Genomic DNA, 14220 nt, shown 5'->3' with positions numbered 1-14220 from the left:
TTCAAAAATAATACTTTTACAAGGAGGTCACAGGCCTTTTTGATAAATGAATATATACGGTCATGATGCCCCCAGTGGAAATAACGGACAGAGCACTCGAAGAGGTAAAAAATATCTTAAAAAATAAAGGCATTCCTGAGGGGTATGGTCTTCGGATTGCTACAAAAGGCATGGGATGTGGGGTTGGATTTAAGCTGGGGTTTGATAAGAAAAAAGAATCTGATGACGAATATTTCATTGATGGGGTTCAGATCCTTGTAAGGAAAAGTGAGATGATGTTTCTAGTGGGTAAAAAGATTGAGTTTTATGATGAAGCAGATGCTAGGGGGTTTGTGTTTAGTTAGCCCTCTAACTCCACAGTTGCCTTCTTACACAACCCTTTGATAGGTGGGTTGTACTTACTAACCCTAACCTGTACGTGATTGATTTGAGAAAAATTTTCCTTTAACGATTTGATCATCTTTCCTGCTAAATGCTCCAGCAAATTAGCATCTATACTCATCACATCCTGAACGATCTCATAGACTTTCTCATAATTTACTGTTCCCTCCAGCTTGTCATCGAGAGCAGCTTCTGAAAAATCTAAATCAAGCGTTACGTCCACGCTATACTTGTTTCCGATGACACGCTCTTCTTCGTAGTATCCGTGACGTGCATAGAATTCCATTCCTTCCAGCGAGACCTTACCCATAATTAATCGGTATCGAGCTCGTCAAAGAAAGAAACTGTTTTAGATATGCGCGGGCCTTTTTTCTCCTCCTCTTCCTTTTTCCCAGCAGGCTCTTCTTTCTTGATGGATTCAGTTTTAGGCTCTTCCTTTACCGCATCAGGTTTCTTTATATCTAATTCTTCATGAGAATCTCCAAGAGGCTTCTCTTCTATCTTTGTCTGTGTCGGTTCCTCTTCTTTTTCAGGTTCTGGTTGGCGAGTGGTTTTTTGAATGATTCGTTCCTTTAGCTCCTCTGTTTTGGGAGGCTCTGAAGGGGATGAAACTTCATCTGTTTCTGTATTGAGTTCACGAGTTGATGCATCCTGCTTATGCATTTCAACCGGAGGGGTTTCTAATTTTTTTGCTTCTACCTGAACTTCCGTCTTTTCAGATTTTATACGCTCCTCACTTTCTCTCGCAAGTTTTTTGACACGCTTTACATAATCATCAAATTTGAATTCTTTGCTCTCTCCTGTGTTTCGCTCAACCTTTTCTATCAGTGTAACAGAGAGGTTCTTAAGCTCCTGAAGGGCATTTTGTCTGTGATTCTCAATGTCTCTGTGGTTTTGCTCAATGCTTTTAACCGCATCCTGAAGTTCCTCAATAATCTGGCGAGCTTCCATCTCTGCCTGCTCTATCATTGCGCGAGCTTTGTTTTTTGATTCGCTTAGGAGACCCTCCGCATTCATCTTGGTCTCCTTCATATGAAGTTCAGCAGCCTTATTCGCCTGTTCTATCACATTAGCCCCTGTATCTTCAGCTGTTTTAAGGGTTTTGTATAGGGAGCTTTCTACTTCACGAAGCTTCTCTACTTCTTTTTCTGCCTGTTTTAGCTTTAGTGTAAGCTCTTTATTCTCTTCAAGCATCCGCTCCCACTCATTTGAGAGTGATTGAAGGAAAGCATTGACTTCATCCTTATCGTAACCTCTAAGTTTCTTTTCAAAATCTTTCTGACGAATTTCCAGCGGTGTTATCTTCATTCTGCAAATTTAATTTCCCAAACAGAGATCGTACGATCATCGCTACAAGTTACTAACAAGTCACGATAATTCATCCATAGAAGCTTGTTAACGCTATTTCCATGGCCAGCGTGTCTATGTTTGTCTAATACTTTCAAAAGTTTAAAGTTGTGTGCATCCCACAGCTTAATCGATTTATCCATACTGGCTGTTACGAAGTACCTTCCACTAGCGTTGAATATGACGTCATTTATTGTATAGAGATGTGCTGCTATTGACTCTCTTAATACATAATCACTCTGGGTGTCCCAAACTTTTAAATGAGCATCTCTTCCAGCTGAAATTAAGTATTTTCCTGAAGGGTGGTACTTGGTTGCAAAAACTGAATTCTTGTGACCATTTAACTCATGCAGAACAGAACCATTTGATTTTTGGATTATTCTAATGAGATTATCACTACATCCAAGAGCGACTATTTCTTTGCTTTCATCAATACTGCGAATCCGGTCATCAGCATATTTCGTTTTTTTAATCAAAGATAAATCCAGTGATAGCTCTACGACCTCACCATTGGAAAGTCCGACCCATATTTTATCATCAACCAGCTCAATGGCGAATACTTGATGGTCTCCTAGGCTGATGGAGCTCACCTCCTTCTTGGTCCGGAGATCTATTTTATGAATCCCCTGATTGTTTTGACCCACATATAAACATCTATTGACTCGATCTACACACAAGGCGTAAACAGAGTTTTGTATCTTAACAACAACCTCGCCTTCATCAGGTGATTTCAAATCCCAGAGCACAATCATCCCATCACCTCCTGCAGAAATAAATCGATGATCATCCAGTGCAGCTAATGTGTAGATGCTGTCATTGTGACCTAGAAATGTATGAAGTTTTTTTACCTCGATCTTGCCCATTTGGTATGCAAAAGTATTACAATTGCTAATGCCTTTGCTACTAAATAAGCAGATTGATGAGCATTCAGCTTACGCCATTTGGAATATTCAAGAGACCTTTTTGGAACTTCCCTATTTGTCCCCCGAGCCTTTTCCCGCAGATTTAAATCCTGTAAGGCAAGCAGAGTGGATTGTCGGGCGGATGTTGGTAAAGACTTTATGCGAAAAATTCGAAATCCCTTATCAAGGGATTAAAAAACAAGACAAAGGGAAGCCATACTTAAATGGTAGTGATGCTAATATTTCTATTTCGCATTCCTTTCCAATAGCAGCAGCGATGATTCATCTCAAAAAACCTTGTGGGATAGATATGGAACGCCCTCGTGATAAGCACGAATACGTAAAAATGAAATATTTGCATGCGTCAGAAATGCAATTCAAGAATGATCTTGAAAAGCTGTGTACGATCTGGTGTGCTAAAGAAGTGATCTACAAAATTTTTGGAAGAAAATTTCTAAGCCTTAAGGACGAAATCAAAGTCTCATTTGAATCTAAAGAAATAATTAAAGGTGAAATTCTAAAAAAGGGGCATGAAGACACCCATTATATCCATCATGAGTGGGTAAAGGAGTATCTTCTTGCCTATGGCACCTAATTATTCATCTTTTAATGTTTTTACCGGGTTTACCCTTGCTGCCTGGTATGATTTAAAACTCACAGTGATTGCTCCAATTACGAAAGTAGATAATCCGGCCATCAGGAAGAGAAAGGGGTCAAGATTCGTCCTGAATTCAAACCCTTCCAACCATGAATTACCAAAGTAGTATCCAAACGGAATAGCCACTAAAAATGCGAAAACCATCAGTAATGAGTAATCTTTTGAAAGCAGTAAAACCAATTGCCTGACGCTGGCACCATGCACCTTCCGAACGCCAATTTCCTTAGACCTTTGTTCAGCCGTAAATGCGGACAAGCCAAACAGTCCGAGACAGGAAATTAATATGGAAATGCCCGCAAAAATTTTCACTAATGAGCTCACTGTCATTTCACTTTGATAACTTTCAGCATACACCTGATCAACAAATTCGTAATTAAATTCCTCATCGGGATCCAATTCCTGGTTTACCTGAGCAATTGATTCTAAAGCCTTATTAGCTTCACCCTGAATTCTCACCAGGGCAATGTTGGTTCTGGAGGGAGCTATGCAAGAAATAACAAGAGGTGCTATTGATTCATGAAGATTTCTCATGTGAAAGTTCTTAACAACCCCAACTACTTTTCCGTCGATCCCCCAGAACGATAAATCCTTATTGATAGGATCATCAAATCCCATGAGTTCAGCAAGCACCTCATTTATAAGAAAATTGGTAGAGTCGGTCAATTGCTCATTAAAATCTCTTCCATTTTTGATCTCCATTCCCATAGTTTTAATGAAATGCTCGTCGGTTAGCATAATATTTATTTCATAACCTTCTTCACTCATCCCCTCCCATCGCACTGAACTGGTGGACCTGCCATAGGAAATCGGGTTTCCAGATGATGCGGTTATTGCTTTCACCTCCGGTATTTTTTGAATTTCTGTCCGGTAGGTGTCCAGTCTTTCTCCAAAATCATCGCCCATCCATATAGCAACCAGATTGTCTTTATCCAATCCCAGGTTTTTATTTAGGACAAATTCTAGTTGGGAGTAAATAATGGCTGTTCCTACAATTAACAGAGTGGAGATTGAAAATTGAAAAACAACCAACCCCTTTCTGAAATATGCAGCACCAGAGGATTGCTTAACAGAGCCTTTGAGCGATCGGATGATATTAAATGTTGGTAATAATACAGCTGGATATAGCCCTGATAGAAATCCAACCCCCAATGTGATGCCTACTAAGAAATACCACGTAGAAGGTTGAGTGAAATCAACTCCCAGTTGCCTGTCAACCAGCTGGTTGAATAAAGGCAGTAACAACAAAACCAATACAATTGACAACATCATTGCTACGAACGAGAGCGAAATAGATTCGATGAAAAACTGTTTGCTGATCGAAGATTTATAAGCACCCATCACCTTGCGTAAGCCAATCTCTTTTGACCTTCTTCCCGATCTTGCAGTAGCAAGGTTCATGAAATTTATGCAGGCAATGAGTAGAATGAAAATAGCCACTATTGTCATGATCTTCACATAGTCTATTCGACCACCATCGACAACCCCATTTTCAAAATTCGAATAGAGGTAATAGTCCTGAAATTTATGGGTAATTAGATACTCTTCTCCCGAGTTACTCTGACCAGCCGCATGAGTTATGATTTCATCATACATTCGTTCCGCTACCGCAGGCAGATCCGTATCGTCACGAAGTGTAAAGTAAATCCTGAAGCTTCCGTTCCCCCAATCGTCTACCCATTCATTCCTATTGAAAAAGTATTGGGCAGGTAAAAGCCAGTCAAACTGGAGACTGGAGTTAGTCCCAACATCTTCAAATACACCAGTAACAATCGCTTCCCTTCCATCATCGATAATTATTGCCGACCCAATTGCATTTTCTTTCCAATTTGATCCAAACTGTTTCTCGGCTATTGCTCGTGAGATTACGATTGATCCTAAATCATTCAGTGCCGTTTTAACGTCTCCTTCCAGAAATTCAAAGGAGAATAAGGTCAGAAAATTAGGTGTTGCAAAGTATCCTTCTTCTTCTGCGCGCTCATCGTCTTTAATGAACTCCATATCAATTAGCCAACTAAGCTGTGCCACCTCTTCCACTTCCGGATATTCTTGTTTCATAAGATCAGCAGCAGGTTTTGGAATGGACCATGTAGTATTAACCATTCCTCCTGATTGCTTCATATTTCTGAATACCTGATAGATTCGATCTCCATTTTTATGGAATTTATCTACCTGAATTTCATCGTTGATCCATAAAAGAATAAGCATACTCGAAACAAGTCCAACGATTAATCCAAGTAAGTTTAGCATAGTAAATCCCTTATACCGTAAGGCATTTCTTAGTGCGATTTTCAAATAATTTTTAATCATGGCAGTATTAATTAGTCCGTTTTTGAGTTCGAAATTTTTGATGATTCCAGGCCTGAAAAGCAGCATTACATCCAAAAAATATTTGAGTCTTGCTTTTGCAGGGCTCTTTTTATGTCTTTCAGCGAATAGCTCTGACAAATCACCTTCTACATCTTCGATAAGAGTATCATTACAAAACCATCGCAATAGTCTGGTTGGGAACTTGGGTGGCGGTATCGAGTTCAAATCACTCATCCAAATTTGAAGTCAAAGGCCACTGATGGAATCGAGTCCCAAAGCTGCTTTCTGGTTTCCATTACTTGTTCTAAAACTTTTTTACCTAGTGGAGTTACTTTAAAGTATCGCTTTCTTTTCCCACCTCGAACTGCGGTAGCCTCACCAAAATGAGAATCGAGATAGCCTTTTTTTTCAAGTCTATTTAAGGCGGTTCTCATCGCCCCAACACTAACTTTTCGCTTAAGTCGGCTTTCAATTTCTTGCTTTATGGATATCCCATATGCGTTTTCATACAGCACAGCTACCGTCAGCATCACCACTTCTTCAAATTCCCCTATCGAATACTTATTCATAGATTTTGTATTTAAATCCTAAAAGTAATCAAAATATTTAAGTCTTAATTGTAGTCTTAATACTCCACTAAGAAATAAAGGTTACGTTAATGTTAATTTTCATTATAGTTTCTTGGATTCCAGGCGATCCTTTATTTTATCGCTTCTGAGTTCCCGAAGCGCATCTGCGGCGATCCAACTGGCTGCTTTCGTACCTTGACTTTTAATTCGCTCAGCAACTTTAATGGCTTCCTTGTTGAGCTCAAGGTTTCGTTTACCAAGTTGTCTTAAAGCCCAATTGACAGCCTTTTTTACGAAATTTCGATCATCCCAAGCTTCGCGTTCTATAATGGGAAAAAAGCTAGATAATTTTTCGTTTAATGCTTTTTTATCTCTTATGGTTAAGCCAACCATTGTGGCAAATGCCATCCGTTTTTCAAATTCCGGTTCGCGTGTACTCCACTCGTTCACTTTACGGTAGGCAAAATCTGTAAGTGGCACCAACTTCATTCCTATGCCATCAACCAAATCCCACGAATAGCATTCTGAAGTCCATTTTTCAGCAATTTCTTCAGTGAAAAGTTTTCCTTCAGTAAGTAGCATTGCCAGATGCTTACACTCGTGAATCGGCTGATCCCACAATTGGTTTGCAAGTATCTGATCTTTTCCCAGCTCCTTTGCGTAGGGTTTTAGAATGGCGTTTTTAATACCCAAAGCTTTTGGAGCCCCTTTTATGCCAAAGTGTTCCATTTTGGAAACGTACTCCGGATCTGCCATTTCATTGAGATCTTTTAGTATCAGATCTAAGCTTTTCATAAACTGAAGTATTGATCATCCATTTTCTGGAGAATCAGCTTAATCTCATCTGCTTTGTGATAGTCTCCGAGCTTCTCAAATGAGACAATCAGGTTTCTAAGCGCACGTAAAATGATATCCAGATTCGAACAGGGATCATAAAAGATATCTTGTTTTTCCAGCTGTAGGCTTTCCAGGTAATTGTCAATGTCATCACGGGTGAAAATAAGCCCTCGATTAAAAACATTGATGTAGAACGATTCTTCACCAACCAGATAAGTAAGGATAAAGAGATTTGGAAGATTAACCCCATGGATAGGCAAATCCATTTTTTGAGCAAGAAGTAGATAAACAGCACATAAGGAGATTGGATTTCCCTTTTTTGTTTCCAAAACTGCATTGATCATTGAATTGGCAGGAGAATGGAAATTTTTTGTATTTGCTCTAAACTTGAACTTGTTGAAGAATACTTCATTAAAGACTCTTACCCGATCATAAGGTGCCATATCATCTTCCATGTGACGCCATAATTCGTGGTATAATTGCTCTATTTCTTCATTTAGCTCTTCTATTTCAATATCTGGATATAGATAGGTTGCAACAATCCAAAGTCCTTCAAGTAGGTTTTCAGCACCGGAATCTTTCCAGTCCAGAAACCTTTCTTTTAATAATTCAAATTGTAGCTCGTGAACAAGATCTTCGATCTTTGCCTGTATAATTGGATTAAATGTACTTTCCCACTCTTGTTCAAGTAATGGGATCACACTTGTACCAATAGACATAATTTTTTCCTCAACATGGGTGACGACCTCATGATCTTCATCATCCAATAGGACAACTAAGGCTTTTATTTCAGATTCTTTGAGCAAGGAATAAATTTATCAAGTTTGAATGACTCCAACATTCATTCGCTCTTCAACAGGGGCATGATTTGCCATTTTAATTCCTGTTGAAATGACATTTCGAGTCTCTTTTGGGTCAATGATTCCATCTACCCAAAGCCTGGAGGCAGCATAGTATGGACTCAACTTTTCCTTATACGAATCCTCTATTTTCTTTAGTTGTGCCTCTTTTTCCTCCTCGGTAAGCTCTTTGCCTTTTGCTTTTGCGGACGCAATTTCGATTTGTAATAGCGTTTTTGCTGCCGAGCCCCCACTCATGACTGCAATCTCCGCTGTTGGCCAGGCATAAATAAGTCGCGGATCATATGCTTTCCCACACATTGCATAATTTCCTGCCCCATATGAGCTACCCATCACAATGCTAAACTTTGGTACCACTGAATTAGAAACGGCATTCACCATTTTTGCTCCATCTTTGATAATTCCCCCATGTTCAGAGCGTGAACCGACCATGAATCCATTCACATCATGAAGAAATACCAGTGGAATTTTTCGTTGATTGCAGTTCATGATGAATCGGGCGGCTTTATCAGCTGAATCAGAATAAATCACCCCTCCCATCTGCATTTCACCTTTTTTGGTCTTTACTACCTTCCGTTGATTAGCCACAATACCCACACTCCAGCCATCTATTCTTCCATATCCGCAAACAATTGACTTTCCATAGAGCTCTTTATACTGATCAAAATCTGAATCGTCCACAAGGCATTTAATTACCTCTACCATGTCATACTGAATGCCTCTGTTAGCAGGGAATTCTCCATAGATATCTTCAATTTTCTTTTTGGGAAGCTTACTTTTAGATCTATTGAAACCTGCATTTTGAGGATCACCAACTTTATCAAATATTTTCTTAATCGCGTCCAGTGCTTCTTTATCGTCAGCAAACTTGTTATCCGTCACACCTGATATTTCACAGTGTGTAGTAGCTCCACCTAATGTTTCGTTATCAATATCCTCTCCTACTGCAGATTTAACCAAATAGCTACCCGCAAGAAATACAGAACCAGTACCATCTACAATCAACGCCTCATCAGCCATGATAGGTAAATAAGCCCCGCCGGCCACACAACTCCCCATAATAGCAGCGATTTGAATAATGCCTTTAGAGGACATTATTGCATTGTTTCTGAACTGACGGCCAAAATGCTCTTTGTCTGGGAAAATTTCATCTTGCATCGGAAGAAAAACCCCTGCGCTATCTACCAAATAAATAATTGGAAGATTATTTTCTAAAGAAATCTCTTGTGCTCTCAAGTTTTTCTTGGCAGTCATAGGAAACCATGCCCCCGCTTTAACAGTAGCATCATTCGCTACCACCATACACTGTTTACCTGAAACCTTCCCTATACCGGTAACTACACCGGCTGAGGGACATCCACCAACTTCTTGATACATGCCATCAGCAGCAAAAGCACCTATCTCCAAAAAGTCGCTCGGATCATCTAACAAGTAATCAATTCTTTCTCTTGCAGTGAGTTTTCCTTTCTTATGATGTGATGCGATTTTTTTCTCACCTCCTCCTAAATGAATTTTTTTGAGGCGTTCCTTTAGTTTAAATACCAATTGCTTATTGGTATCTTCATTTTTGTTGAATTGAATATCCATGTAAGCTTAATCGCCTTGTTGTGGCTTTCCTTTTAGTTTTTTGGTCTTTCTTCCCAACGGACTCATGAAGTCTTTTGGATAGTTATTGAAATGAATAATTAACTCATCCATATCGACAAGAAGCTTGTTTAAATTGTTGTAGACAGAATCATTATTAAGCATCTTCCCAAGAGTACCTTCATCTGACTGAACAGCGAGTAATAGATTATTTACGTGATCTAGTGATTCATTTACTTTCGCGAGTGTCTCTGAAAGAGGGACAGCATTCAACGAGTCCAATAAATATTTAGAGCTCTCTAAAACTCCTTCGAGCTGATCGGAGCGCTCTTTAAATGAAATGAGAAGTTCGTTCGCATTTCGTACGGGAGATTCTATATCCAGTCTGTTGACTTTGTTTGTCAACGTGCCAATTGAGTACTTTAGCGTATCTACTGTTCCAGAAATATCTGTCTCGTTTAATTCATCAAGCAGATCATTCAGCTTTGTAATTGTGGTATTCAAGTTGTCAGCAACTGGTTCGAATTGAGACAACATCCCCTCATCCATATCAGAAGCCAGAGTATCTCCTGGTTCTAATGGAATCTCAGATTCGCCGACATTGAGAACGATCGCTTTTCCTCCAAAAAGTCCGTCATTAGCTAGTGTGGCAGAAGCGTCATCTCCGATCACTAGACCTTCATCTATATCTATGGACACAACGATGTATCCTTTTTCCTGAACAAGCTCAAATCCACTAACTCTACCTACCGGAAGTCCATTGAAATAAACCGGATTTGAAACATTCAGTCCGGAAACATTGGCATATGTGGCAAAGTATCTATTCGAGGGTGAAAAAAGATCTGATCCTCTTAGAAAATTGAACCCATAATAGAGTAGTGCACCTGCAATAATCGTTATTAAACCAATCTTAAATTCTTTTGACACAGTTCTTAATTTTTAGTTCTGAGCATCAAATGCTTCCTTATATTCTTTTATCGCTCTGTATATACCTGAGGCAATATAAGACTGCACTTCCGTGTTGTTCAATTCTTTTTCTTCTACCGGGTTGGAAAGGTAGCCAATTTCCACCAACACACTTGGCATTGCGGTGCTCCACATCACATACAAGCTAGATTGTTTTACGCCATAACTTCTTCTTCCTGCCCGATTTTTCAATTGATCGTCAATTAAACTGGCAAGTAATAAACTATTGTCCTGATAAGCAGATTGTGTCAGGTTAAAAAGGATGTAGGATTCCTCTGATTGTGGATCAAAGTCATAATTTTTTTCGTAATCTTCTTCTAAAAGAATTACAGAGTTTTCTCTTTGGGCAACTTCTAATGCTCGATCCGTATTCTGCACTCCCATTACATACACCTCAGAACCTCTTATAGATTTCTTTCTAGTAAGAGGTGTGGTTTTTGGTAAGGAGTTTGCATGAACAGAAACAAATAAATCTGCATCATGATTATTTGCAATTTCCGATCGCTTTTTAAGGTCAATAAACGTGTCGTCTTTTCTGGTGTAAATGATTTCTACATCTGGAATGTTTTTCTTGACATACTCACCCACTTTAAGTGCGACCTGAAGAGCGACATCTTTTTCTTTAGTGTAAGCTCCCAGCGTTCCAGGATCCTTCCCTCCATGGCCAGGGTCAATGACAATTTTAGTAACAGCAAAACTTTTCTTACCAACCGGATTAAATGAAGCTAAAACTAAAAATAAGGTCAAGCCTATGGGTAGTACCAGGTTTCTCACTTCTTAATATTGTCTAAAATGAAATACTTTTACGCAAAAGATACAAAATCAGGCAAAAACAGCAGTTTTCAAATGCAAATGTTATCAAAAAACCTGCCAACTATGCCATCATATAAACATCTCAAAGATAATTTGGTCATTGTTCATTTTCAAAAAAGCGCGAAGGATTGAGGGGTTTAATTATAATTTTCTTTTTGCTCTTATTTTTTCAGGGGAATTCTCAAGAAACTGATTCGCTTGAGCGTGTTTCGAATGAGGTTGAAGTTGGAGATACAATAATTGTTGATACTACTACCGTAAAGCCTACAAATGCATCTCGCAAAAGCGATATAGAAACAACAATCAATTACAATGCAAAAGATTCCCTTTTCTTCAATATAAATAGTAGAGAGCTTTTCCTATACGGCGAAACGCATATTGATTATGGAGAAATTGCGCTAGACGCAGAGCGAATGGATATTGATTGGAATAAGCGAACGCTTAAAGCTAAATACACAACAGACTCGACAGGCAGAAAAATTGGTAAACCCGTTTTTACGGATGGTCCAGATGCTTATGTAACTGATAATATTGTCTATAATTTTAAGACAGAACGTGCATTAATTAAGGGTGTGGTCACTGAACAACAAGGTGGCTTCATGCACGGCGAAGATGTCAAGAAGAATTCAGAAGACGAGTTATTCATTCGAGGAGCTGAGTACACCACCTGTAATCTTGAAGATCCTCATTTCTCTATACGGTCTACCAAATTAAAAGTAATACCGAACAACAAAGTAGTTTCAGGACCTTTCAATATGCGATTCAGGGATGTGCCCACTCCACTATTTTTTCCGTTTGGTATGTTTCCTCAACCAAAAGAAAAGTCTTCAGGAATAATCGTACCCTCCTATGGTGAAGAGCGTAGAAGGGGGTTCTTCTTAAGAAATGGGGGTTATTATTTTGCCATCAGTGACTATGTAGACCTAAGACTAACTGGAGACATTTATTCAAAAGGAGGGAATGGAATTACTGCTAATTCCAATTATTACAAACGATATTCTTTCCGAGGCACATTTAATTTTTCTTACAATAAGTCCGTTTCCGATGATGTTGAAAATCCATTGGAGACCAACGACTATTGGGTTCGATGGAATCACACCCCAGAGTCTAAGGGGAATTCATCAATTTCAGCTTCCGTCTCCGCTGGTACTTCCTCTTATAACAATAACAACAACCTAGTTAATCAGGATTTTACTCGAAGTATTAACTCACAATTCGCATCCAATATTAGTTACCGGAAGATATTTGCTGGAACTCCATTTAATATGTCATCTAATCTGAGGCATTCACAAAACATTCAGACAGGTATTGTTAACTTAACATTACCTGACATTACAGTAAATATGAACAGGATTTACCCATTTAAAGATGTAGTAAGTTCTAGCAAATCACCACTCGCAAAATTTAGCTTTAGTCACAATTTTGCAGCAAAAAATGAGTTAACCAACGATCAGGTTAGAGATCCATTTAGCTTCGACGTTCTCAACAGGAGTGCGAAATCTGACTCTGTCATTGCCTTTAATGAAAACAACTTAAACGAAATTTTCAGACGTTCACAACTTGGGGGGAAGCATACAATTCCTATATCCACATCTATGAATGTATTAAAGTACTTCACTTTAAACCCAACATTCAATTATCAAGAGTTATGGTACATCAAAGAATTAAGATATGAATATATCGCAGAAGAAAATGGTGTGCGTGTAGATACAGTTGATGGATTTAGCAGAGCAGGGAGTTGGTCAACGGGAGCTTCACTAAATACACGGCTTTATGGAACAGCATTCTTCAATGGGGGTAAAATCCAAGCTATTCGCCACGTCATGACACCAAGCGTATCATTTAGTTACAGTCCCGATTTTTCAGATACTAAATATGGCGTATATAGTGATGTTCAAATTGATTCACTAGGAAACACACAAAGGGTTAGTAAATATCAAGGATTTGCTTTTGGGTCACCCCCAGGAGGAGAAAGTAAAACAATAGGACTCTCTTTATCCAACAATATCGAGATGAAAGTTGCCAGCAAGAAGGATACAGTAACAGGTTTTAAGAAAGTGAAGCTTTTTGAAAACCTTGGGCTAAGCTCTGGATATAATTTAGCGGCCGACTCATTTAAACTTAGCAACATAAATATTAATGCGAGAACAAGTCTTTTTGATGGAAAGGTGTCACTAAACTTTACCGGGTCCATCGACCCTTATGAATATTTACTCATATCTGAAACTACTAATTCAAGTGGTGCCAAAGTAGTGAATCAAAGACGACTAAATCGATTTACCTGGAATAACGGTAATGGAATTGGTAAATTAAGTAGCATGACTACAGCTGTGAGCTTTAATTTATCCCCTAAGGGAAGTAAAAGAAATACCTCAGCACTTCCAAGCGATCCACTTAATGGTGACCAAGGTATAATTCCTCCTGAGGATCAAGTCGGATTTGATGGCTATAGCGATTTTGAAAGGCAGCAAGTTCAACATATCCAGAACAACCCTGAACAATATGTTGACTTTAATGTCCCATGGACCTTGAGAATGCAATACTCGATCAATCGAAATAAGAGAGGATTTCAGGAAGCATCAATCAGGCAGAGTTTCCAGTTCAGCGGAACATTGGGGCTTACAGATAAAACACAGATTACCTTTAATTCAGGATATGACTTTGAAGCGAAGGATTTTACGACCACTCGTGTTGGAGTAACCAGAGACCTTCATTGCTGGACGATGAATTTTGATTGGGTTCCATTTGGAAGGTACCAATCGTACTTTTTATCCATTCGAGTTAAGTCGTCTGTACTGCAAGATTTGAAGCTAGAAAAGCGTCGAAGCTTTTTTGATTTTTTTAATTAGTTGCCTCTTCTAAAAATTGTAAAATAGCCCTAATAACTCCTGAATCCCCTAAATCCCTTACGGTTTAGGGGATTCTTTTTTACAATTAAAAAGACTTTTTCAGAGCTACCCTTACAGGTTTAAATCATTTTTTAACAAACAAATCAT

General features: G+C 38.8%; 13 protein-coding genes. 3 read left to right on the top strand and 10 right to left on the bottom strand.

The window, feature by feature from the left end; all coding sequences use genetic code 11:
- Window positions 1-62 precede the first annotated feature (62 nt).
- On the top strand, window positions 63-344 hold the full coding sequence (locus ACO05G_RS02035) for a HesB/IscA family protein (RefSeq protein ID WP_421764463.1): 282 nt from the start codon (window positions 63-65) through the stop codon (window positions 342-344).
- On the opposite strand, the gene folB is transcribed toward ACO05G_RS02035, so the two are convergent.
- From folB to ACO05G_RS02020, 3 genes are read right to left on the bottom strand one after another with little or no spacing between them, the layout of a single operon-like run.
- Window positions 341-691: a dihydroneopterin aldolase gene (gene folB / locus ACO05G_RS02030; protein WP_348282722.1), complete on the bottom strand. Its 351-nt coding sequence runs from the start codon at window positions 689-691 to the stop codon at window positions 341-343. The genes ACO05G_RS02035 and folB overlap by 4 nt on opposite strands.
- Window positions 692-693: 2 nt before the next feature.
- A complete protein-coding gene (locus ACO05G_RS02025) occupies window positions 694-1689 on the bottom strand; it encodes a DivIVA domain-containing protein (protein WP_421764462.1) in 996 nt (331 codons plus the stop codon).
- Window positions 1686-2591, bottom strand: coding sequence for a WD40 repeat domain-containing protein (locus tag ACO05G_RS02020; protein WP_421764461.1), 906 nt, complete (start codon window positions 2589-2591; stop codon window positions 1686-1688). The genes ACO05G_RS02025 and ACO05G_RS02020 overlap by 4 nt, the downstream gene beginning before the upstream one ends.
- A 28-nt stretch (window positions 2592-2619) precedes the next feature.
- On the opposite strand from ACO05G_RS02020, the gene ACO05G_RS02015 reads away from it, so the two are divergent.
- Window positions 2620-3225 (top strand): 4'-phosphopantetheinyl transferase family protein, encoded by a 606-nt coding sequence (locus ACO05G_RS02015; protein ID WP_348282719.1) that lies wholly within the window; start codon window positions 2620-2622, stop codon window positions 3223-3225.
- On the opposite strand, the gene ACO05G_RS02010 is transcribed toward ACO05G_RS02015, so the two are convergent.
- From ACO05G_RS02010 to ACO05G_RS01980, 7 genes are all read right to left on the bottom strand, one after another.
- Window positions 3226-5829 carry an ABC transporter permease gene (locus ACO05G_RS02010; protein ID WP_421764460.1) on the bottom strand — a complete coding sequence of 868 codons (2604 nt, stop codon included), beginning with the start codon at window positions 5827-5829 and terminating at the stop codon, window positions 3226-3228.
- Complete coding sequence (locus tag ACO05G_RS02005; RefSeq protein WP_348282716.1) at window positions 5826-6164, bottom strand: PadR family transcriptional regulator; 339 nt, start codon at window positions 6162-6164, stop codon at window positions 5826-5828. The genes ACO05G_RS02010 and ACO05G_RS02005 overlap by 4 nt, the downstream gene beginning before the upstream one ends.
- Window positions 6165-6266: 102 nt before the next feature.
- A complete protein-coding gene (locus ACO05G_RS02000; protein WP_421764459.1) occupies window positions 6267-6959 on the bottom strand; it encodes a DNA alkylation repair protein in 693 nt (230 codons plus the stop codon).
- Window positions 6956-7807, bottom strand: coding sequence for a transglutaminase-like domain-containing protein (locus tag ACO05G_RS01995; RefSeq protein WP_421764458.1), 852 nt, complete (start codon window positions 7805-7807; stop codon window positions 6956-6958). Before ACO05G_RS01995 ends, ACO05G_RS02000 begins: the two co-directional genes overlap by 4 nt.
- A 12-nt stretch (window positions 7808-7819) precedes the next feature.
- Window positions 7820-9448 (bottom strand): acyl-CoA carboxylase subunit beta, encoded by a 1629-nt coding sequence (locus tag ACO05G_RS01990; protein ID WP_421764457.1) that lies wholly within the window; start codon window positions 9446-9448, stop codon window positions 7820-7822.
- A gap of 6 nt (window positions 9449-9454) precedes the next feature.
- Window positions 9455-10372 (bottom strand): MlaD family protein, encoded by a 918-nt coding sequence (locus ACO05G_RS01985; protein ID WP_348282712.1) that lies wholly within the window; start codon window positions 10370-10372, stop codon window positions 9455-9457.
- A gap of 12 nt (window positions 10373-10384) precedes the next feature.
- The gene (locus ACO05G_RS01980; RefSeq protein ID WP_421764456.1) at window positions 10385-11185 is read right to left on the bottom strand and encodes an N-acetylmuramoyl-L-alanine amidase family protein; all 801 of its coding nucleotides are present in this window, start codon (window positions 11183-11185) and stop codon (window positions 10385-10387) included.
- Window positions 11186-11379: 194 nt separating this feature from the next.
- Here ACO05G_RS01980 and ACO05G_RS01975 point away from each other — a divergent pair, with 194 nt between their 5' ends.
- Window positions 11380-14073, top strand: a complete 2694-nt coding sequence (locus ACO05G_RS01975; RefSeq protein WP_421764455.1) for a putative LPS assembly protein LptD — start codon at window positions 11380-11382, stop codon at window positions 14071-14073.
- Window positions 14074-14220: the final 147 nt, after the last annotated feature.

The sequence above is a fragment of the Ekhidna sp. genome, assembly GCF_965227465.1.
GTDB lineage: Bacteria > Bacteroidota > Bacteroidia > Cytophagales > Cyclobacteriaceae > Ekhidna.
Note: the sequence above shows the minus strand (reverse complement) of the source record. Positions and strands in the feature narration are given on the sequence as shown.

Coding starts and splice junctions, on each gene's coding strand:
- ACO05G_RS02015 (WP_348282719.1), top strand. CDS start 2,620: ATGCCTTTGCTACTAAATAAGCAGATTGATGAGCATTCAGCTTACGCC.
- folB (WP_348282722.1), bottom strand. CDS start 691: ATGGGTAAGGTCTCGCTGGAAGGAATGGAATTCTATGCACGTCACGGA.
- ACO05G_RS02010 (WP_421764460.1), bottom strand. CDS start 5,829: ATGAGTGATTTGAACTCGATACCGCCACCCAAGTTCCCAACCAGACTA.
- ACO05G_RS01990 (WP_421764457.1), bottom strand. CDS start 9,448: ATGGATATTCAATTCAACAAAAATGAAGATACCAATAAGCAATTGGTA.
- ACO05G_RS02020 (WP_421764461.1), bottom strand. CDS start 2,591: ATGGGCAAGATCGAGGTAAAAAAACTTCATACATTTCTAGGTCACAAT.
- ACO05G_RS02035 (WP_421764463.1), top strand. CDS start 63: ATGATGCCCCCAGTGGAAATAACGGACAGAGCACTCGAAGAGGTAAAA.
- ACO05G_RS02005 (WP_348282716.1), bottom strand. CDS start 6,164: ATGAATAAGTATTCGATAGGGGAATTTGAAGAAGTGGTGATGCTGACG.
- ACO05G_RS02025 (WP_421764462.1), bottom strand. CDS start 1,689: ATGAAGATAACACCGCTGGAAATTCGTCAGAAAGATTTTGAAAAGAAA.
- ACO05G_RS02000 (WP_421764459.1), bottom strand. CDS start 6,959: ATGAAAAGCTTAGATCTGATACTAAAAGATCTCAATGAAATGGCAGAT.